At 31.5% G+C, this 21,368-nt stretch carries 21 protein-coding genes and 1 tRNA gene; 1 reads left to right on the forward strand and 21 read right to left on the reverse strand.

Annotation, left to right across the window (positions count from 1 at the left end; genetic code table 11):
• Positions 1-121: 121 nt before the first annotated feature.
• From JJE11_RS02395 to JJE11_RS02465, 15 genes are all read right to left on the reverse strand, one after another.
• The gene (locus tag JJE11_RS02395) at positions 122-364 is read right to left on the reverse strand and encodes a hypothetical protein (protein WP_291632652.1); all 243 of its coding nucleotides are present in this window, start codon (positions 362-364) and stop codon (positions 122-124) included.
• Positions 365-436: 72 nt separating this feature from the next.
• Positions 437-2,908 (reverse strand): cation-transporting P-type ATPase, encoded by a 2,472-nt coding sequence (locus JJE11_RS02400; protein WP_291632653.1) that lies wholly within the window; start codon positions 2,906-2,908, stop codon positions 437-439.
• Positions 2,909-3,395: 487 nt separating this feature from the next.
• Complete coding sequence (locus tag JJE11_RS02405) at positions 3,396-3,947, reverse strand: phosphatidylinositol kinase (protein WP_291632654.1); 552 nt, start codon at positions 3,945-3,947, stop codon at positions 3,396-3,398.
• Positions 3,948-4,086: 139 nt separating this feature from the next.
• The gene (locus JJE11_RS02410; protein WP_165413721.1) at positions 4,087-4,251 is read right to left on the reverse strand and encodes a zinc-ribbon domain-containing protein; all 165 of its coding nucleotides are present in this window, start codon (positions 4,249-4,251) and stop codon (positions 4,087-4,089) included.
• Positions 4,252-4,442: 191 nt separating this feature from the next.
• Complete coding sequence (locus tag JJE11_RS02415) at positions 4,443-4,625, reverse strand: hypothetical protein (protein ID WP_291632655.1); 183 nt, start codon at positions 4,623-4,625, stop codon at positions 4,443-4,445.
• 281 nt (positions 4,626-4,906) lie between these two features.
• Complete coding sequence (locus tag JJE11_RS02420) at positions 4,907-5,764, reverse strand: DegV family protein (protein WP_291632656.1); 858 nt, start codon at positions 5,762-5,764, stop codon at positions 4,907-4,909.
• A 177-nt stretch (positions 5,765-5,941) separates the two neighbouring features.
• Positions 5,942-6,562, reverse strand: coding sequence for a V-type ATP synthase subunit D (locus JJE11_RS02425; RefSeq protein ID WP_291632657.1), 621 nt, complete (start codon positions 6,560-6,562; stop codon positions 5,942-5,944).
• Between the two features lies 1 nt (position 6,563).
• Entirely contained in the window at positions 6,564-7,946 is a 1,383-nt protein-coding gene (locus JJE11_RS02430) for a V-type ATP synthase subunit B (protein ID WP_291632658.1), read from the reverse strand.
• Positions 7,947-7,996: 50 nt separating this feature from the next.
• The gene (locus tag JJE11_RS02435) at positions 7,997-9,754 is read right to left on the reverse strand and encodes a V-type ATP synthase subunit A (RefSeq protein WP_291632659.1); all 1,758 of its coding nucleotides are present in this window, start codon (positions 9,752-9,754) and stop codon (positions 7,997-7,999) included.
• 116 nt (positions 9,755-9,870) lie between these two features.
• A complete protein-coding gene (locus JJE11_RS02440; RefSeq protein WP_291632660.1) occupies positions 9,871-10,482 on the reverse strand; it encodes a V-type ATP synthase subunit E in 612 nt (203 codons plus the stop codon).
• A gap of 48 nt (positions 10,483-10,530) precedes the next feature.
• Entirely contained in the window at positions 10,531-10,839 is a 309-nt protein-coding gene (locus tag JJE11_RS02445) for a V-type ATP synthase subunit F (protein WP_291632661.1), read from the reverse strand.
• A gap of 69 nt (positions 10,840-10,908) precedes the next feature.
• A complete protein-coding gene (locus tag JJE11_RS02450) occupies positions 10,909-11,334 on the reverse strand; it encodes an ATP synthase subunit C (RefSeq protein ID WP_291632662.1) in 426 nt (141 codons plus the stop codon).
• Positions 11,335-11,422: 88 nt separating this feature from the next.
• Positions 11,423-13,390, reverse strand: coding sequence for a V-type ATPase 116kDa subunit family protein (locus JJE11_RS02455; RefSeq protein ID WP_291632663.1), 1,968 nt, complete (start codon positions 13,388-13,390; stop codon positions 11,423-11,425).
• A 37-nt stretch (positions 13,391-13,427) separates the two neighbouring features.
• Complete coding sequence (locus JJE11_RS02460) at positions 13,428-14,468, reverse strand: V-type ATPase subunit (RefSeq protein ID WP_291632664.1); 1,041 nt, start codon at positions 14,466-14,468, stop codon at positions 13,428-13,430.
• Between the two features lie 12 nt (positions 14,469-14,480).
• Positions 14,481-14,795 (reverse strand): hypothetical protein, encoded by a 315-nt coding sequence (locus tag JJE11_RS02465; RefSeq protein WP_291632665.1) that lies wholly within the window; start codon positions 14,793-14,795, stop codon positions 14,481-14,483.
• A 315-nt stretch (positions 14,796-15,110) separates the two neighbouring features.
• Between JJE11_RS02465 and JJE11_RS02470 the strand changes: the two genes are divergently transcribed.
• Positions 15,111-15,359, forward strand: coding sequence for a hypothetical protein (locus JJE11_RS02470; protein ID WP_291632666.1), 249 nt, complete (start codon positions 15,111-15,113; stop codon positions 15,357-15,359).
• 99 nt (positions 15,360-15,458) lie between these two features.
• On the opposite strand, the gene JJE11_RS02475 is transcribed toward JJE11_RS02470, so the two are convergent.
• From JJE11_RS02475 to JJE11_RS02500, 6 genes are all read right to left on the reverse strand, one after another.
• Positions 15,459-16,502: an acyltransferase gene (locus JJE11_RS02475; protein ID WP_291632667.1), complete on the reverse strand. Its 1,044-nt coding sequence runs from the start codon at positions 16,500-16,502 to the stop codon at positions 15,459-15,461.
• Positions 16,503-16,701: 199 nt separating this feature from the next.
• Entirely contained in the window at positions 16,702-17,859 is a 1,158-nt protein-coding gene (locus tag JJE11_RS02480) for a M20 family metallopeptidase (protein WP_291632668.1), read from the reverse strand.
• A gap of 117 nt (positions 17,860-17,976) precedes the next feature.
• Positions 17,977-19,365 carry a YfcC family protein gene (locus JJE11_RS02485; RefSeq protein ID WP_291632669.1) on the reverse strand — a complete coding sequence of 463 codons (1,389 nt, stop codon included), beginning with the start codon at positions 19,363-19,365 and terminating at the stop codon, positions 17,977-17,979.
• Positions 19,365-20,555: a M20 family metallopeptidase gene (locus tag JJE11_RS02490; protein ID WP_291632670.1), complete on the reverse strand. Its 1,191-nt coding sequence runs from the start codon at positions 20,553-20,555 to the stop codon at positions 19,365-19,367. Before JJE11_RS02490 ends, JJE11_RS02485 begins: the two co-directional genes overlap by 1 nt.
• Before the next feature lie 485 nt (positions 20,556-21,040).
• Positions 21,041-21,137: transfer RNA gene (locus tag JJE11_RS02495), tRNA-Sec, on the reverse strand.
• Positions 21,138-21,248: 111 nt separating this feature from the next.
• Positions 21,249-21,368: SelB C-terminal domain-containing protein (locus JJE11_RS02500; protein WP_291632671.1), on the reverse strand; the 120-nt coding region annotated here is incomplete at its 5' end.

A 21,368-nucleotide genomic window follows, 5' to 3' on the forward strand; every position in this document is an offset into this window, starting at 1 on the left:
AGGGTTATTAATTAAAATCAAACAAGTAACGCATCCCATAAATATTGTTATTGCATAATACACTAAAGGTCTAACCATAATAAACTGTTCAACTTGAAAATTTATTTATTAAAAGAACATATTAATTTGTTCCATCTTTTTTTATTTCTATTATAATCTCAACATTGTGGATATTAGGAATCGCATGAATGTGTTTCACATGAGGTATTCCAGTTTTATTTCTTATTTTAAAATAATTACAAGTAATTTCTTCAGCCGCTTTTTCCGACAAATTATTATAATTACCGAAATATTCTTCTTCTGGCATAGCTAAAAAAATTACATTGCTTCCTATAACCTTAGTTTCAAATATATTTTCAAGCATTATCGCACCTCCATAACTTTATTTTATCCAATAAATATTTAAACTAATCAAGGTATTTTTATTTAAATATGCTTAAAAATAGCATAAAATGATTTGTAATAATAAGTTCAGTCCAACCAAAATATAAGAGATTTTATTTTTTAAAAAATGCTTTTCATATATAAATGTTAAGCCAAATATGTTTTGGTATAAAGCGAAAATAACCAAACTAAAATCCTGAACCTTATAATCGGTAAATTTGTCTAAGGCAACGAGAATAAAAAAATATATACCACTTAATATTAATGAGTTTACTATAGAAATTCTTCTTATGTACTTATAGTTAAAATTTTTGAGATTTTGATTAGTCTTCCTATTTTGCAATAGAATCGCAAATCCACAAAACGGTAAAATTATTAAATTTAAATATAAAGTCCCAGTTAGTGAGAACGGCATTTCTCCTTTAGTAATTAAACACACTACTATCATAAGGACTTCACTTAGCCCTGCAGCACTTAAGAATAAAACCAATGCATTAATATAGTTAATAATCTTTCTACTATGCCCAACCAAATTAATTATTTCACTAAAATCGTTCTCTTGCAAAAATAAACTTGAGAGTTTTCTTACTACATTGCTACACTCATTTCCCGTTGAAATGGATATATGTGAATTATTAAGATATTCCAAATCAGTTAGTGTATCCCCTACTGATGCGATATAATGTCCCTTATAATTTAAAGAATTAACGATTTCATTTTTGTCTTTAGGGGAAATTTTTGAGAAAATGCTAACTTTCTCAATGTTTTTTTCAAGTTCCTCTTTACTCATATTTTCAATTTCTATACCCGATAAAACTTCCTCTTTCTTATGTGTAATACCTATGAGTTTCCCAAAAGCAAAAGAAGCTAATTTATTATCTTCTTCATCTATAATGGGCTTAATGTTAAGCGACCTGCAAGTTTCCATGGCTGCATATGAATTTTCTTTTATTGGATTATCAAAACCCATTAGGCCTACAAAAACTAAATTACTTTCAATATTCTCATCAATGCTGGGTTCATAACTAAAATTTCTATATCCGAACCCTACGACACTGTATGCTTTATTTGACATATCTATATGAACGTTTATAATATTTTCAATATCACTCTCTTTTATTTCTTTTTCTATACTATTAATTAAAATATGAGTGCATTTGTGAAGCAAACTATCAAGGCCACCTTTAACATTAGCTCTATATCTATCCTCAATTTTATTTACAATAGTTTTAATCTTCTTATCAGGATCATAGGGTATTTTAAATATTCTCTCTTGTTTACTCTCTAATTGACTCTGCTCAACGAATTCTTCATTGCAAAATCTAAGAATTTCATATTCTGCCAAACTCTCAATAGAATTAGTATTTTCTATACATGTCTCGCCTTCACCGCAGAGTTTAGCATCATTGCAAAGTAATGCTATACTTATTATTCTCTCTACAGTCCCTTCAGCTACAAGATTATGATTTTGCACATCAATAAGTATATTATCACAATAAACTTCTCTTAAAATGAGCTTGTTTTCTGAAATCGCGCCAATCTTCTTCGTAAATATTTTAGAAATATTAGAAAGGGCATATATAGCAGAAATATTTTTTATGTATATATGCCTTTTCTTAAATTGAGAAAATATAATATTAAAAAACAAGAACAGTATTATAAAAAACATTGGCGAATTAAATGTCATTGAAATGTATATAAGAGCATTTATAATTTCATGTATATCAAACTTATTATATATAGTGAAAATTAAAGTAATCAGACTTGATATTAGAATAATCAGAGACCATTTGTTTGCAATTTTGTTCAAATTTTTGCTAAAAAACATATTATCCTTTTTTCGTTCAAGTAGTACTTTTACTATTTTACCAATTTGTGTATTCATGCCCGTAGCAACAACTATACCTAGTCCAGAACCTTCAGTCACAACAGAAGATTTAAAAACTATATTTTTAATTTCAGAAAGACTTCGAGCTTCTCCTTCTATCTTCATTGAATATTTTTCCACTTCATATTTTTCGCCTGTTACTGCAACTTCCTTTACCTTAAGATAAGTGGATTCTAATATCCTAATATCTGCCGTAACATAAGCACCTTTTTCTAAAAAAACGATATCCCCAACTACCATTTCTTCACAACATAAATACAGTGTTTTCCCATTTCGTATTATGTTAGAAAAAGGCGTGTTTAAATTGTCAATTGTCATCAGACTTTTTTCTTCTTTATACTCTACATGGATTAAAATTATAATACTAATTACAGCTATCAAAGTTACAATGCACGCGATAATATATAACTTATTATAAAGTAACATGCCTATAAAAATTATCGATACGATAATCCATAATTGCTTTATTTTATCAACAATTAGAGTTAAAACACTTTGACTTTTAGGTTTTAATATAATATTTTCGCCATAAGTTTCTCTCATATATTTAATTTTATTTTCGGTTAACCCCAACCTAATGTCTGAATCTAAAATCTCTACCACCCTTGTCATTGTTTTTCCATACCACTTCTTCATATTGCTAACCTATCCTTTTGCATTTTTTATCTCCTATAATCTTCGTACAATAAATAGGAGACTTTAGCATAAACCGCTAAAGTCTCCATTCTTATAAATTCTTAATTCAATTAAGTTTCTATATGCGAGCATTCAAAACATCATTATGATAATTTTATAGATTGCATTTTTTATGATGTTTCTTATTACAATTTATAATAAAAGTATTGCAACAGCAATCATTGTTACCACGATCATTGTTACCACAATTATTACCATCAAAAAGTAATAATAGTATTATCCACCAACAACACATACATATTTCCCCCCTCTCTGAAGGCAAATATTTTTTTATTTGAAATCACTTTCCCTAGGTGCTGCTCACCCTCTATGCAACTGTTATAATCTTTTGTTAGTATATAATATTATACTTATTATAAAAAGTTCCATTTGTTAATCATTAACGAAAAAAATAAAAAGGATAAAAAAAATAACAGAGTTTCATCTGTTATTTTATCAATTTACTATTTTTAGATTCTCCCATTTCAATTTCCCCATCAGTATATATGTACATTCCTTGCCCTTCTCTTTCATCATTTAGCCACTGCCCTATATATTTTTCACCGCTAGCCCAATTATGTATCCCTAAACCATGTCTAAGCCCATCTTTTAAGTCACCTACATATGTATCTCCGTCAGGCCACGTACAAATGCCTTGCCCACATTTCTCACCATTTTCAAATGCTCCTACATATTGTTCACCATCTGGCCAAGTATATATTCCATAGCCATGTTTTTCATCATTATTCCACTCACCTATATATTTTTCTCCACAAGAAAAAGTAAGAGTACCTTGTCCATGCATTTGGTTATTCTTCCAAAGACCTACATATTTGCTTCCATCGTTATAAATAAAAGTCCCTTCACCATGTTTCTTACCGTCAATTTTTTCCCCTTCATAGGTTCCTCCGTGAATATGTTCTGTTTTAGCAATTATAACATTTTTCATGTTAACTCTAATTTTATTTAAATTAGCTTCGCTTATTTTCATATTTTTCATATTCAAATCTCTCCTTATACATAGGTATTACCTTATTATTTATTTTCATATACATTATCTTTTATATATTATACAATAATTTTCCACAAAATAAAACCTATAGGAATTAATTCCTATAGGTAATTTTTATTAAGTAATATTATCTTTGAAATCCTCTATTGTTTTGTTGTTTTTTAGCTCTTCTACAATCAGGACATCTTTGTGGTTCATTTTCGAATCCTTTTTCTTTATAGAATTCTTGTTCACCCTCAGTGAATACAAATTCTTGTGAACAATCTTTACATACAATAGTCTTATCAGCCATTTAAACATTTCTCCTTTTTATTTATATTAAGATTTAAGATCTGATTTACTTTATATGCCTAAAAAGGTAATGTTTTAATCATATCAAATCTTGGCGTTGTCGACTTTACAATCTCAACTCACTTAGAATAACATATATTTTATTAATATGCAATACTTTTTTTTAAAGTATTTTGAGACTTGACTTAATATTTATTGTTTAACATTTCGTGCCAAAGCTAAATTAATAGTTCCTTTTACAAGATCAATTGCTTGTAGTTTACTGTGTCCCTTATGTTTTATTTGCTCTTCTTCTTTTGTTGCTATTGCTTTATATGGATATTCTTTCTCATTGTTTTCCATAACTTCTATTACGTAACCCCTATATTCTTCCATATTCCACCTCTTATTATTTATTTAAAATGTTGTTCATAATTATATACTTACATATATTATTTAAAACTAAACAGTAATTTTATTCAACTTAACTTAAACTTTTCTCCCACTTTAGCATTTTGCTTATTAACTCTAATGCTTGTTATAATTTTCCTGTTTTGTCCTCCCTTTCTAAAATCATTATAACACATTTAGAATAATTTGAATATTCTTTTATTGAAATTTTCTTTAATTTTTAATTCGTTAACTGTATAAACTATTTATTTGAATATACCTAAAGCTTACCTCATGTCTTTTCCAGTATAATAGGCAATGGCAATTGTGCCTGGCCCTACATGGGCACCAATAACTGGTCCTATAGAGCAGATTGGAACTACAATATGTAATTTTTCAGATAATTCCTTAGCAAGCTCTAGCGCTTCATTATAGCAATGAATATGGTGTACCATAATTTCACCTTTTCCATAGATCTCAATATCTTGAAGCATTTTATCCACCATAGTGATTACTGCTTTTTTCTTTGTTCTAACTTTTGTTAAAATCGTTGTTTTTCCATCTTCTACAGTTAAAATAGGAATAATCTTAAGAAATGAACCAATTAAAGCACTTGCACCTCCAATTCTTCCACCTTTTTTTAAATATTCAAGGCTGTCTGGCACAAATAAGAATCTACTTTTGTTTATATTGTTTTTAGCTGCTATTTTAACACTTTCTAAAGTTTCACCAGCTTTTGCCGCTCTTGCTGCTACAATAGCTGCGAATCCAAGTTGCATACAATTAGAGCGAGAGTCTACTATTTCTATCTTAGCATCTTTATATGTTTCTAAAATCATATCCCTTACCATATGTGCTGTAGAATAGGTACCACTCATATCCGAAGAAATGAAAATACAAAAAAGAGAATTCCCCTTTTGTACAACATTTTCCATCTCATTATACAAATCCTGTACAGATGGCTGAGAAGAAGTTGGAATTCCTTTTTCCTGCATCATCTTATAAAAGACTTCATTGTCTATTTCTTTTTCTCTAAAACTCTCCGCTAGGAATACGACATTTAAGGAAACAATCCTTATATCTAATTCAATTTGAATATCCTTTTCTATATAACTTGTACTATCAGTTAAAACCTTCACTGTCATCTCATTATCACCTCAACTACAAAATTGTTTCACTCAATACCATAGCATAGAAAACCCTTTATACTTATGGTCTTTTTATTATAGCATTTATAAAATATAAAGTAAGTAAGAAATTATTATTTGCCCATTTAAAAATAACGTGTACCGCCCTTTAGCTTAGTACACGTTATTTTTAATTCATTCCTCTTTTCTATGTTTCTTTTTTACTACTTTTAACCTAAAAAAATCTTCTCTTTCTTTTTCTTCTAAAACTTCTGTAACAAATTTTACTATTGCCTCAAATTTAGGAATCTGTATATTTTGAAGTGCATTTGCCCTTTTCTGAGTTTTCTTTACTTCCATGGCTAATCTGTAGACAGCATTTTCTATTTCTGCTAGCTCATAGGTCAAATATTTTATATTATTAAACTCTTTCATTGCCTCATCAATGGCAGCGCTACTTCTATAAAACCCATATTTGGGTTCAATCTCCTTTCTTTCGAAAATAATCTTGGGGACTTCTACCCCCATAACACTTTTAAATAAAATTTCATAATCTTTAGCTTCTTCTATGGTCATAGCCATATCTTCTACATTTGTTATTCCTGAATTTATATTTGCAGATTCTAATGCTTTGTATGCCTTTGCAAACGTCGTATTTACCTTCTCTTGAAGAATCCGTGCCTTATCTACATAAGACATCATTTCTCTTATAAGTACATTTCTCTTTTTATCCAATAACTCAAAACCTTTTTCAGAAAAATCTAGAGAGCTTTTAGCATCCATTAAAGTAGATTTAGTTGGTGCAAATGTTTCCATATTACTTCACCACTATTTTATAATATTTGTCTAAAATTTTAGGTGAAACCCTATCCAGCTCATTCCTAGGCAAAATACTAAGAATTTTCCAAGCTAAATCTAAAGTTTCAGTCATATCCCTATTTTCATCATACCCCTGATTTAAAAACTTTTCTTCAAAAGTTCTACCAAAGTCCATATATATCTTATCTATCTCTGAAAGCTCATCTTCACCTATAACTTGAGCTAGTGCTATTACATCCTGTACCCTAGAGTAAGCTGCAAATATTTGATTTGATACATCCCCATGGTCTTCCCTTGTAAACCCTTCACCAATACCATCCTTCATAAGCCTTGAAAGAGACGGAAGTATATTTACTGGTGGATAATAACCTCTTTGCTGAATACCTCTACTTAAAACAATTTGTCCTTCAGTTATGAAACCTGTAAGATCTGGTACAGGATGCGTTATATCATCATTCGGCATAGTGAGTATTGGTATTTGTGTTATACTACCTTTTTTTCCCTTCATCATGCCGGCTCTTTCATACAGTGACGCTAAATCCGAATATAAATACCCCGGATAACCCTTTCTACTCGGAACTTCTTCTTTTAGTGAAGAAAGTTCTCGAAGTGCTTCACAATAATTAGTCATATCTGTAAGTATTACAAGTACATGCATATCTTCTTCAAAAGCTAAATATTCCGCAGCAGTCAAAGCACATCTTGGAGTTATTATTCTCTCAACTATAGGGTCATCTGCTAAATTTGTAAACATAACTACCCTTTCAAGCACTCCCGCTTCTTCAAAGCTTTTCTTAAAGAAGTTAGCATCATCATACTTTATACCCATAGCTCCAAACACTATACAAAATTTTTCATCCTCATCACCAGAAATTTTTGCTTGCCTTACAATTTGTGCTGCCAGCTCATTATGTGCCATACCATTTCCAGAAAATATAGGAAGCTTTTGACCCCTTATTAAGGTGGCAAGGCAGTCTATAGAGGATATTCCTGTTTGTATAAAGTTTCTAGGGTATCTTCTTGCTACAGGATTCATAGGCCTCCCATTTACGTCATACTTCTTTGATGAATAAACTTCTCCACCATTATCCCTCGGATCACCTATTCCATTAAATTCTCTTCCTAATACATCCTTTGTAATAGCTATTTTAAAGGATTCCCCTCTAAAATGCACTGAAGTATTGTCTACTGACATCCCAGTTGTTGTTTCAAAAACTTGTATTATGGCCTTGTCTTTATAAATTTGAACAACCTTTCCTTTTTTGTTATACTTTCCATCCACCAATATATCAACAATTTCATCGTAGGCTACATCTTCCACATTAGAAAGTATAATTAAAGGTCCTTGAATTTTATTTAGCATTAAATATTCTTTTTTCATATTGGACCTCCTTGCTAGTCTCTGTAGGCAAATAACAAAATCTACCTAACTTACTTATATTTTTCTATAAGTTTATTAAAATAATTTACTAACTCACTTTCTAAATCATCTATTAGTGAAAGTTCATCATTAGGTACGTTATATTTCATTTTATAAAGCTTTTCCATTAATTCTTTGTTTACTATAACAGAAATTGGTATTCCAAATTTTACAGCTTCTCTTCCATTATCATAAAAGGATTCAATAATTTTAAGCATCTTATATTGTTTATCGAGTGGTGCATAAGTATCTACAGCATTGTAGGCGTTTTGTTGGAGGAATGCAATTTTAAGGCATTTTGACACCTCTATAATCAACCTTTGTGCGTCCGGAAGCACATCTTCGCCTACCAATTTAACTATTTCTAGAAGTTTGCTCTCTTCATATAAAAGCTTAAGCATTTTTGCTCTTAAATCCATTACATCCACAGCGACGTTTTCTTCGTACCACTCCTTTAAAAGTGATAAGTACCCGCTATAACTAGCTAGCCAATTTATTGCTGGATAATGTCTTGCATAAGCTAATTTTTTATCAAGGCCTAAAAAGACAGAAACGAATCTTTTAGTATTTTGAGTAACTGGTTCTGAGAAATCTCCTCCTGCGGGCGACACTGCTCCAATTACAGTAACAGAACCCTCTGTACTATTTAAATTTTCTACATAACCTGCTCTTTCATAGAACTCTGCAATTCTTGATGGAAGATAGGCTGGATATCCTTCCTCAGCAGGCATCTCTTCAAGTCTTCCAGAGATTTCGCGTAAAGCTTCTGCCCATCTTGAAGTAGAGTCTGCCATTATCGCAACGTGATATCCCATATCCCTAAAATATTCTGCTATAGTTATGCCTGTATAAATACTTGCTTCTCTTGCAGCTACTGGCATATTTGATGTGTTTGCAATAAGCACAGTCCTATTCATAAGAGGCAGGTCCGTTCTAGGATCTATAAGTTTCGGAAAATCTTCTAGAACTTCTGTCATCTCATTTCCTCTTTCTCCGCAACCAATATAAACTATAATATCTGCATCAGACCACTTTGCAAGCTGATGTTGGGTTATGGTTTTCCCCGTTCCAAACCCTCCAGGAATTGCACAAGTTCCTCCTTTAGCTAGTGGAAAAAATATATCTATTATTCTTTGACCCGTGATAAGAGGTTTAAAAATAGTTTTTTTATCTTTTACTGGTCTTGGCTTTCTTACAGGCCAATATTGGTAAAGTTTAAGTTCATATATCTTCGCATCTTGCTTTAATTTAACTATTGTGGTTTCTATATTGTATTTTCCATTTTCACGTACCTCTATTACAGTACCTTGCACCCCTGGTGGAACCATTATCTTATGCATAATAGATTCAGTTTCTTGAACACTTGCATATATGTGTCCTTCTTTTAATTCATCTCCAAGCGCTACATTAATATCAACATCCCAAAGTTTTTCTTCATCAAGAGAAATGAGTCCTATGCCCTCTGGTAAAAATCCATAAGACATTTCATTTATTTTTTCAAGTGGTCTCTCAATTCCATCGAATATATTTCCTAATATTCCTGGCCCGAGTTTAAGAGAAAGGGGACTCCCAGTAGAAATTACAGGTTCACCTATTTTAAGTCCACTAGTTTCTTCATAAACCTGAATTGTTGCGTAATCTTCTTCTAGTATTATAATTTCACCAATGAGTTTTTTAAATCCAACCATAACCATTTCTCTCATTTTAAAGCCCTTCATGTGCTCGGCTTTTATAACTGGACCATTTACTCCGATTATATTCCCTTCCATGTTTTTCCTCCCCTTGGTAAATCATCACATACGTGGCAGCTCATCTTCAAAGAAGATGCTCATCTTCAAAGAAGATGTTAGTTCATGTTCTTAAAGCTGCAATTTAGTGCTTATTCTCAAGCCAGCACTTCCATAACTCTAACACCAATTATTTCTTTACTTTCTTGTAATGCAGAGTAAATAGTACTATCCATTTTGAATTTTCCTTCAACATCTTTTAATATTACACCGCCTATAAAGTCCTCTTCTGAAATTTTCATTTCAATATTCCCATCAGAGTACCCATTTAGTATAACTTCAATTTCACTTTTAAATTTTTCATAATCCCTTTTTATTACTATAATATAGTAATTCCCTTTATCTATTCCCACTAAAGTCTTTTTTAAGGCACTTATGAAATAAGGTTTATATTCAGAAGAATAAACAAATTCTACAAGCTTTTCTCGTACACCTTCTAGAGCCTCGCCAATTAGCTTTTCCTTCAGAAATAGTATCTCTCTTTGCTTATTAAGCTTTTCTTTTGCCACTATTCTATTTGCTTTAATATTAGATTTTTTTGCGACTTCTACTTGGAGACCCCGCCTCAATTCTTCTATTTTTTCACTTTCCATATTTACTTTTTTTTCAGCATCTAAACTGAATGCTTCTAATTTCTCTTGTTTTTCCTCGTTTACCTTGTCATATATTATCTTAGAAAACAAACTTATCTTATCCTCAATGGTTGTCATAACCAAGCCTCCTGCAAATTCTTATGCTCCTACTAACTTGTATAGTAATTATATCTTAATCCCTATGGCTTCTTTAACGTATCTCAAGATGGAATCACTAGCCTTATTCCATCCATGCCTATCTGGAATTTCTACCAAAAGAGGTCTCTCCTTTGACAATTTTATTAGGTTTACCTCATCAGGAATTAAAAGAGCAATTTTCTCTGTTATTACAATTATTCCTATTTCCTCATTTTTTTTAAGTTCTTCAATTTTTTCTATTATTTCTTCTTTTTCATGAAGAACAACGGATTCTATTCCTGCCATTTTCATACCTACAAATGTATCCATATTATCACTTATTAAATAGCTTCTCATAAGCCTCTCCCTTAAAGGACATTCAAATAAATAACAAGTCCTTTTTATTTATTTTCATATCCCTAAAATTTATAGTTTTGAAAGTATCATTATAGATATAATAAGTCCATATATAGCAATACCTTCTCCAAGACCAACAAAGATAAGAGTTTTTCCAAGAATCTTAGGATCTTCTGATACTGCACCTAAGGCTGAAGATCCAACAGCGCCCACAGCATAACCTGCACCAATAGTTGCAAGTCCTGTGGAAAGTCCAGCTGCTAAATACCCAAGTCCGGCCGCCGGATTCGCTGAAACTGTCCCAGCTGCATTTGCTACACTAGGAATATTCACAATCAGCGCGCCCATCATAACCGGTATAAATACACCTAAGTTTATTCTTAGTGCTTTCTTAATTTTTTGTTTTCCTAAAACATCTATTTTGCTTTGCTGAACAACTCCATAAGTAATAGTAGCCATAACAACACAAAATGTTAATATTAATAATATAGTCATAATTATTCCTCCTTCTAATATCTAGTGTATTAACTCGCACAATCATTAATTTTATTAACCTTTTTTATAGTCTAATTTTCTATACATGTTACTTGAATTTAACCTGCACAGGTTCAAATGTAACCCCGCCACCTTCATAATACTTACTGAATAATTCATAGTATTCAAGTCTTAGTCCCTGTATAAATACTATCATCCCTTCAAGACATATAATTATTATGTTTCCAAGTATTAGTATTAGTACCGACGCAAATCCACTTTTAGTCATGGAAGCCATAGCAGAAAATGCAACAAACAAACCAACATGATTTAATGCAAAAGCACCCACTCTTATAAATGACAGCGTATTAGAAAACATTGACAGTAGTGTTTCCACTACTTCAAACCCTGATTCTATAAAATAATCCTTAGCTCCGGCTTCAAATAATATTTTTTTACCTTTAATAATATTCGTTAAAGGCTGCTTTAGTAATATCAGTAATAAAAAGAAAATGAAATATATTATCCAAATAGTTGTTGGTAATAACGGATTTTTATACACTATAGAAACTGTTAATATTAAAGCTCCAATATAGAACATAAAACCTGCTAGACCTTCTTTTCCAAAAAGTCCACGTTCTATATCTTTCCGCCTTAAGCTATTAGTAATTCCTAATATAAAACCTAAAATTAAGAAACCGCATCCAAATATTATAGCGGCAATTAATATATCATTAATGTTTTCCATAGGCCTAATTAGCAATGCATTAATCACGTTCTCAGAGCCAAATACACTTCCATATAGAAATCCAAATGCTATAGAACTTACCCCTATCCTTTCAAAAACCCCACCTAAGTTACTTCTACCAAACTTATTTCTTAGCAAAAAACCTGCTAAAAGTAATACTAATCCTTGTCCTGCATCTCCAAACATTGCGCCAAACATCAGAGTATAAGTTATTGCCAAAAACATGGTGGGATCGATTTCATCATAGCTAGGAACACCATACATGTAAACCATACTCTCAAAGGGTTTGAACAATTTATTATTTATAAGCATTGTTGGTGTAGTTATAGCTTTATTAGTTATTTCATTAGGTTCCTTTCTAATAATTAATATTCTATCATCAAAACTCGAAAGTAACTTATTTAGTCTCTCCATAAAGCTTTTAGGTATCCACCCAGACAGATAAAAAAATTCATTTGTGCAAGCTGCGCTTTTTTTAATTTCCCCTGACTTTCGCTCCAATTCATAACTGTTTTCTATATCTTTTATAGCTTTATAATTATCATTTAGGAAATCATTAAGTTTAGTTTGAATTTCACCTGTGGATACAATTACTTGAATTATTTCTGAGCTAACTGTCACTGCAACATCCCTTGGAATACCTATGTAATGATCAGGTATTAGAATTTTTTCACAATTTGCAGATTTAAAAATTCTTTCAGTTTCTGTTAGCATAAGTATTGGAGTAAATGATATAAATATAACAAAATCACTTTCCTTATAAACAGCTTTCATAACTGATGGTATATTTTCATAATTGGCTTTTAGTTTGATCATGTTTTGCTCAGGCACTTTGTATAAACCCATTTGGAAATTTTTCATAGTTGTAAGCTCTTCCATGGGAAGATCCACACTCTTTAAAAATCCTAAGGCCTCATAAGTATTTTTAAGATAATGCTCTTTTTCTTTTAAATCCTCATATTGTCTATTTAAAATCATATATTTGTCATAGACATCAGATAGTTGTTTTTCTATAATATCGAAATCAAAAATCATATCCTTAATGTATTTTTTACTTATACCAAAGGTCTCTTGAGCCTCTTGAAGTTTCTCAATATGTTTTAAACCTATATTATAATCTTTATCATATAAGTAAGGTCTTATATAGTTTACATCCATTAAAGCCTCTATATTGTCCGTTGAAGTTTTCAGTACAAAGTCTGATGTGTTTATTTCTTGCAAAGCACTTACTGGTTGCATACAGCCTTCTAGTGCTAACATTTTAGTTAGTTTATCAAAATCTTTAATTGCTCCAACTAAATTTACCATATGCATTTTCTCTATAGACACAAAATCACCTCCGAGGGTCCTCTTGGTAGATATTACTTTATAACGTGACAGAAATACAATTCATACAATCATTAATATCAATGGAGTATCTCTTTTGTTCTATTATAGATATAATATCTCTTATTTCAATCCTATAAAACGTAAGATAACTCATAACCATCCCAATATTGGTTTTATTTTCCATAAGGATTTTCTTGAAATATTTCTTTTGGAATTCCCGTTCGCGTTTTTCAATGAGATTAGCATCATCTTTTTCATATATTGGCGCATATGGTGTTTTCTCAATTAGATTGTGAAAGTCTGCCATATTATTTATATAACAAAGCTTTCTAATCATTTCCTTTGAAAGCTTATAACCATTATATATTGTATAGTTAAACAGTTCCTCAGGAGGTATCTTATAAAAAGTCTTTCCCCTATATATCCACCCTAAATTTAAAAGATCTGCTTCCTGGCCTAATATACTCTGTACCACTTCTTTATTCTCATTGTCTAGATGCTTAAGTTCGCGTCGTATAGTCGTAAAATAAACAAAATCAAGTTCTGTTTCAATCCTAAACAAGCCTTTTTCATTTACGGTCTTACCTAAATTTTTTAGACTCTTATAATATATGCTACCTTTTAATCCATCTATTACTTCTTCTACACTTTTTAAAGCTAATAAATAATCATAATTTATTGTATTTAACGAATTTCTAGCAATAAACTTATTTTCTATTTCATCTGCGCTACGTCCTAAATATTTACCTCTAATAATCATTTTTAAATCTTCTATTTCCCACCTTACAAAAAAAGCTTTTACGAGCTTCCTATATTCACCATCAAAATAATTTATAAATTTACTATAGATACTTATATAGTGTCTGTGTAAAATAATTTCTAAATTACCTCTATGAATCGTATCTAAATTGTATGCTTCTAAAAGTTCACTATAGTTAGTTTCATCTTTTAATACTTTAACAGCGCTTTTAAAGTCCTTACATTTTAATAATTTCAAATACTGATCATCACTTAGCATCTTTCCCATCAGTGCCTTTACTTTAGTATTTATAGCACTAAACTTAACAACACTTCCCATATATTTTCACCCCTAATGTGGCTTTATTATTCCGTCAAATACTTCATTTATTATTTTTAATTTATTGCTTTGATATTTGATATTAATGTTTTCTAATCCTTCTTCTTTTTCTTTTTTTATGGTTTTAGCTTTATACTCTGCCTCTTTTATTTTTTCATTACTTATTTCACTTTTTATTTTTTTAGATTCTTCTTGAAATTTCACATTCATATCCACTATCATACTATCAAGTTCATCTTGTTTTTCTTTTAGCAATTCATCAATGCCCTTCCTATAGTTTTCAGCATCTTTGTCTATACTTAATATTTTTTTCATTACAAATTCCAAAGCATCGCCCCCAATATTTGAAAAACATTACATATTTTTGTTTTTTCACATAATTCCGAATATTATGTACCTTCTATTATATTACCCCTATACCATAATGTCGAAAGCTATTTTGGGCATTATATTAGCATTTGGCAATAAATTCGAGCTTTATTCCAACAAATAGCATAAATAGCTAACGTTACCTATGTTTATCTCTTGTTTCTATATGTATAACGTTCTTTATCTCTACATAAATAATTTTCCTTTTTATTACCTAGTTCATGTAGTATAATTGTATACTATAAAGAAATGTACTAATGAAGGAGGATACTTATGAAGGATGACATAAAAGAAGTAGAAGATAGAGTATTAAACTATCTTTATGAAAATAGAGCTGCATCTCCACAAAGCATTACAAAAATAAAGCTTGGAATTAATTTAGGAAATGGTAAAGGTAATAATAGATTATTTAAATCTTCTCTTGAATCACTAATGAAAAATAAGTTTATAACTAAACAAGCAATTAGAGGAAATTATAAAATTGAACCTAGTGGAATCGTGTATATTGAAGAAGAAAAATAAAAAAAGAGCTCAATGCTCTTTTTTTATTTTTAAAGACATGAAAATAAATAACAAGCACACTGGCTTGTTATTTACTCGATTATCCCTTATATCTAATTATTATAAAAATGCGCTATTCAACCATTCATTATCTATTTTTATGAGAACCCATCCTGCTATTATTGTCAAAACAGATGTTATTAAAAACATTGGAGTTGCAATTACTTGTATATGTAATATTTTATTTTCTACAATTCCTAAAGCCATTATAAAAATAGGATGCGAATAAAAAATGAAATTAGCTATTCCTCTAGTATAATATGATAATATTCTTTTTTTAGGTAATGGATTATTTAATAAAAGCATCATAGTAATAGCTAGTAGCGGATATAGGCATAATGATATAACAATATTAGCTTGCAAATTTAGTTTTATTACTAAAATAATTTCAATGAGAAATAATACTGAGGTAATTCCCCATCCAGTTAAAAGTTTTTCATTTGAAATCTTACGGTATTTATCTTCTAGTATATTTAAAAAGTAACCTAACATAAAGAAAGGAAGTCCCATTAATATAACTCGTCGAATTAATTTAAACCAAGGTGAATTAATAAAAATTTGGATGATTGGAATTCCATTTCCGATACTATAATAGGAACATCCTAAAAGTCCTAAAATATATAATAGAATCGAACAATAAGCCAAAAATTTTAGAAGTTTCAATTTATTAAAAAACGTTACGACAAAAATACAAAAGAACAATGTTGGAAAGTACCATAGCTGATAATTACTCCCATTTATAAAAAAGTTCATAATAAACTTTTTCATAAAAGTCCCTATTGGCTCATGGTGTTTTATTACACTCACCAAAAATTTAATTGAAAAATATATGGAACTCCATATAACGTAAACCATTAGTAATTTTTTCACGTTTCTTATAAATACACTTTTTTTAGCCAATAACCCCTTAACGTAATAAAAACCTGCCACACAGAAAAAGAATGGAACTGCTATTCTTGGAATTATCATGGTAGCAATAAATCCTGCCGTACCATTATTGTCAGTTAAAGGGTGTGTATGTACTGCTACTACCATTATTGCACAAATTATTCTAAAAATATCAATCGAACAATTTCGCTCTTTAGTTGAAGTTGTATTTACCATAATTATCTGCTTCCTCCCTACTATATACTAATAATAACAAGTAACTATGTCGTTGTAATGTCCAGAGCGACAATAAATTGTAAATTTCAAAAAAAAGCGGCTTAAATACATAAAATTATGTATTTAAGCCTCAATAGATAGGAAAACCTAATAAAATGATTTGAAATTTGCAACTACTACAATACCAATTGTAAACAGATTATAAGCTTTGCACAAACTCTTCTTTTATATTGGACAACAATTCACTGTCTGTAATAACATCGTATCCAGTGCAGGCAAGTGCCATAGCACCTATTAGTAAAGAATTATGAGCCTGCTCAGTAATTGTTGCTTTAGCCATTTCCTCGGTGTGTAAGTTCAATTTTGGATTACCTATACCTAGTAAAGGATGTATACACGGCACAATGTAACTTACATTTCCCATATCTAAAGATCCAATATTCCCTGGTGGATTAATATCTGTGATGCCAAGCATCCTCAAATTTTTATTAAATGACTCAGATAAATTCTTATTCGTATTCATATCATCAAAGGGAGGTTCATATAAACTAACTACCAGTTTTGCTCCAGTCATTAATGCTGCACCAGTCGCGATATTTTTCACCTTTTGAATTACTTCCTTCAAGTAACTCTTTTTAAGAGCTCTTATATGAAATTTTGCAACTGCTCTGTCTGGCACTATATTCGCAGCTATGCCACCCTCACTAATAATTCCATGTATCCTTACATCAGATGTAACATGTTGTCTCAATGCATTTACTCCATTAAACATTAATATAACTGCATCCAAAGCATTAATCCCATTTTCAGGTGAGCTCGCTGCATGACTTGACTTCCCTGTAAAATCAAATTCTAGTGCATTCATTGCCAAGGATGACCCACTTTCACAAGTTTTTCCATATGGGTGCACCATCATAGCAACATCTACATTGTCAAATACTCCAAGCTCCGCCATTTCAATTTTCTCACCACATGTTTCTTCTGCAGGGGTTCCATAAACTTCAATTTTCCCACCCACTTGTCCTATTATTTTGCTTAATGCTATAGCTGCTCCAATACTAATTGTGCCTATCATATCGTGTCCACATCCATGCCCTATTCCTGGCAATGCATCATATTCACACAAAAACGCAATAGTCGGACCTTTTATATTACTGTTATAAACTGCTTTAAATGCAGTTTCCATTTTTGCTATTCCAATCTCCACTTTAAAAGAATGTTCCGACAATAAAGATGTTAATTTTCCAACAGCCTTAAATTCTTCGTTACCGAGTTCTGGGTTATGATAAATGTAATCATTAATTTCCCATAGTTTCTCTTTTATATTTTGAACTTCATCTATGATTTGATTTTTCATTGTTTTGTACCCCCACTTTTAAATTTAAAAGTTTGTTTGGTCTTTCCGATTCCCCTTCAAATAAAGAAAAGGGCCAGGATCTAACCTGGCACCTTTATAATTAATTATTCTACTAGGCTAAAATGGTCCGTAATTAATTAGTACAGAAATTGCTACCAGTACCGCTGCAATACCACTCCAAATTAAAAACAAGGGGAACATCCATTTTGCCCACTTATCCCACTTTACTCCACCAATGGCCAATGCCGCCATAAAATATCCAGAAGTAGGACTAATCATATTTGTAATTCCATCCCCAAACTGAAATGCCAATACTGCAGTTTGCCTTGTGATACCTACTACATCAGCCATAGGCGCCATAATTGGCATTGAAACTGCCGCTTGTCCACTGCCAGATGGAATAATAATATTGATCATACTTTGTACAATAAACATACCTACGGCACTTAAAGCTCCCGGCATTCCTGATACAACATTGCCCATACTATATATGATTGTATCCATAATACTTCCTTCGGTCATCACCACCGTAATAGCTCTTGCCAGACCAATAATAATCGCCCCGTATACCATAGCTTCGGCTCCATGAATAAACTCTTCTGCAATTTCATTTATCTTAAGTCCACCAACAATACCTGTTGCAATACCAATAATCAAAAACATTGCTGCTAGCTCTGTAATATAAAAACCTAAGTTTACAATACCATAACCCAGGATGACTAATCCTATGACCAGAACGGACATAACCATCTTATGTTTTGTATTAAATTCTGGTAAATCGTTTAGATCAAATTTATCATGTTTTTTACGATCCTCCTCATACATTGGACTTAGTTCTGGATTTTTATGAATTTTACTTGCATATCTGTATACATAAATAATCCCAGCCGCTAAAATAACTACATAGCATATTAACCTATATCCAATTCCCGAAAATAAGGGCAATCCAGAGATTCCTTGGGCAATTCCTATGGTAAAAGGATTTAAGAATGCTCCAGCAAACCCTGCTCCTGCTCCCAATAGTACCATAGCTGTACCGGTTATGGTGTCAAACCCTAACGCCAATGCCATTGCAATTACAATGGGATAAAACGGCAACGCCTCCTCAGCAGTTCCTAATATTGCACCTGCTAAAGAAAAAATAGTCATAATAACTGGAATAACTAATTTTTCTCTACCAGTCATACTCTTTACCACAGAGCCTATACCTGCATCAACAGCTCCTGTGGCCTGCAAAACACCAAATGCCCCACCAATTATCAATACAAAGAAAATAATTTGACCTGCTTCTTCCATCCCTTTAGGAACTGCTTTAAAAACACCAAATGGAGAAACAGGACTCTGCTCCACTTGATGATAACTATCGGCTACAACAAAAACTCTTCCCGTTTTAGCGTCCTCTGCCCGGTCATATTGACCTGCTGGTACTATATAAGTGAGTGCTGCAACAATTATAATCATAATAAATATTAGAACATACGTATGTGGCATTTTTATCTTTTTCATTATTTAATCTCCTTTACACATAATTTTTCTATGATATCCATATAAATATAGGTAGCTTGAATAATTTGATCTATTTCACAAAATTCGTCGTTGGAGTGTGCTTGATTAATATTCCCTGGTCCTAAAATGATACATTCTGTACCCATATGGGTACTCAATAGTGCTGCATCACTCCATGCGGGAAAAGCACAGGGTTCTTGTGGCTTTCCAGTCACTTCTGTTACACTCTTAATTGCCTGTTGCACCAAGGGATGGTTATGTTGAATATGATGAGGAGAGTTACCCAGAGCAGACGTATATTCACTCATTCTCCTAATTTCAAATGTCCCCCCCACAATATCGATAGCCTTTTGGGCAACTTTTGTTATTTCATCATAGAGAGATTCCATTGTTTCATTTGGAAGCCATCTTCTATCAATCTTTAAACTACATTGATCACAAACAATATTTGGCTCATCCCCTCCTTGAATTACCCCCACATTAATGCTTCCATTTCCTAATATATCAAATTTATAGGATTCTATCTTAGGCTGTAATTCATCCTTAACCATCTTTATAAACTCAGTTGCTGCATAAATGGCGTTGATTCCTTCATGGGGTCTACTTGCATGAGCTGATCTTCCCTTAAATGTAACTTCAATCCATTCCATTCCCTTGTGAGCAGTACATACTTTTAGTTGAGTCGGTTCCCCTATGATAGCCATTTTTGCTTTTACATTTTTCTTAATCAAATACTCCGTCCCCTTAGATCTTTCCTCTTCATCAATTACCCCGGCAAACATCACACCATGAGAAAGGACTGCATTTGATCTTTTCACTGCTACCATTGCAGCTAACATTGCAGTAATCCCACCCTTCATATCCACAGATCCTCTTCCATACAATTTACCATCCTTTATAAAAGGCTGAAAAGGTGGATAATCCATATTAAATCCAAGGACTGTATCTGTATGTCCAGTAAGCATTAATTCAATTCCTTCGTTCTCTCCCCTCAGTTGACCATATACATTGGGTCTGTTTTTTTCTACATCCTCTATACTGCTTTCAATACCCTCCTTCTCTAAATAGTTTTTAATCCATATGGCTACTTCAGATTCCTTAAGCTCATAATTTTTATGACTTTCCATGGATACTAACTGTTTTGCAATAGAAATAATTTCATCACCTGTAATAAAATTTTTGAAATTCATTCTTTTCCCCCCCTCTTCGTAATGTAAGTCTCATTTAGGATTGCGTTATCTCTCACATTTCCCGCGATTTACTATTCGTAATATTCTGAAAATTAATAATAGATGGGAATGTGATAAAAATTTTTCATGTGTATATGTTGATACACATAAACATGTTCGATAAGATTATGTTTATTATATGTTAACAGTTTGTCCATGTCAATGACTAAATGTAAAAACAACATAAAAAAGACTGGCTAAATTGCACCAGTCTTTTACTAGATTCATATATATTTTTAAAATTAAAGGGGGACTCTAATTAAAAAATTATTTACTAGCTACTTACTATATGTTTATAATAACAATTCTTTATGTCATCATAGTGTCGAAAACAAAAATAAAGTGTAAATTAACTAATTGAACCTTTTTCCGTTGTCAAATATAAAATAAAAAGCGACTCAGAATACATAAAAATATGTATCTAAGCCGCAATATGTCTATTTAATTGGCGGGAATATGTGTGAATCGAACACACCCATCGTGGTATTAGCACGACAACACAGTTTTGAAGACTGGCAGGCACACCAGCACCTATCTACTCCCATTAATCTTTTCTTTTCAGCGTTAATTATACCATATTATAATGCTATATTCAATAACAATATACATCATTTTGTCGAATTGTCGAATCAATTAATTCAAAGTTCCATACTTTTAACTTTCCTTGTATAGTACTCGATCATTTTCCACCCTCTTAGTTAATTTTATACCATCAAAATGTTCTAAAAGAGCTACTGAAAATTTTCGACTTGTGTCAAAGGCGTCTCTAGCTGA

Source organism: Clostridium sp. (assembly GCF_016650095.1).
Classification (GTDB): domain Bacteria; phylum Bacillota; class Clostridia; order Clostridiales; family Clostridiaceae; genus Clostridium_AD.

Coding starts and splice junctions, on each gene's coding strand:
- JJE11_RS02435 (WP_291632659.1), bottom strand. CDS start 9,754: ATGGAAGGGAATATAATCGGAGTAAATGGTCCAGTTATAAAAGCCGAG.
- JJE11_RS02395 (WP_291632652.1), bottom strand. CDS start 364: ATGCTTGAAAATATATTTGAAACTAAGGTTATAGGAAGCAATGTAATT.
- JJE11_RS02430 (WP_291632658.1), bottom strand. CDS start 7,946: ATGAAAAAAGAATATTTAATGCTAAATAAAATTCAAGGACCTTTAATT.
- JJE11_RS02485 (WP_291632669.1), bottom strand. CDS start 19,365: ATGAAAAAGATAAAAATGCCACATACGTATGTTCTAATATTTATTATG.
- JJE11_RS02475 (WP_291632667.1), bottom strand. CDS start 16,502: ATGGTAAATACAACTTCAACTAAAGAGCGAAATTGTTCGATTGATATT.
- JJE11_RS02425 (WP_291632657.1), bottom strand. CDS start 6,562: ATGGAAACATTTGCACCAACTAAATCTACTTTAATGGATGCTAAAAGC.
- JJE11_RS02445 (WP_291632661.1), bottom strand. CDS start 10,839: ATGAGAAGCTATTTAATAAGTGATAATATGGATACATTTGTAGGTATG.
- JJE11_RS02460 (WP_291632664.1), bottom strand. CDS start 14,468: ATGGGAAGTGTTGTTAAGTTTAGTGCTATAAATACTAAAGTAAAGGCA.
- JJE11_RS02400 (WP_291632653.1), bottom strand. CDS start 2,908: ATGAAGAAGTGGTATGGAAAAACAATGACAAGGGTGGTAGAGATTTTA.
- JJE11_RS02405 (WP_291632654.1), bottom strand. CDS start 3,947: ATGAAAAATATGAAAATAAGCGAAGCTAATTTAAATAAAATTAGAGTT.
- JJE11_RS02490 (WP_291632670.1), bottom strand. CDS start 20,555: ATGAATTTCAAAAATTTTATTACAGGTGATGAAATTATTTCTATTGCA.
- JJE11_RS02415 (WP_291632655.1), bottom strand. CDS start 4,625: ATGGAAGAATATAGGGGTTACGTAATAGAAGTTATGGAAAACAATGAG.
- JJE11_RS02480 (WP_291632668.1), bottom strand. CDS start 17,859: ATGAAAAATCAAATCATAGATGAAGTTCAAAATATAAAAGAGAAACTA.
- JJE11_RS02420 (WP_291632656.1), bottom strand. CDS start 5,764: ATGACAGTGAAGGTTTTAACTGATAGTACAAGTTATATAGAAAAGGAT.
- JJE11_RS02410 (WP_165413721.1), bottom strand. CDS start 4,251: ATGGCTGATAAGACTATTGTATGTAAAGATTGTTCACAAGAATTTGTA.
- JJE11_RS02440 (WP_291632660.1), bottom strand. CDS start 10,482: ATGACAACCATTGAGGATAAGATAAGTTTGTTTTCTAAGATAATATAT.
- JJE11_RS02470 (WP_291632666.1), top strand. CDS start 15,111: ATGAAGGATGACATAAAAGAAGTAGAAGATAGAGTATTAAACTATCTT.
- JJE11_RS02450 (WP_291632662.1), bottom strand. CDS start 11,334: ATGACTATATTATTAATATTAACATTTTGTGTTGTTATGGCTACTATT.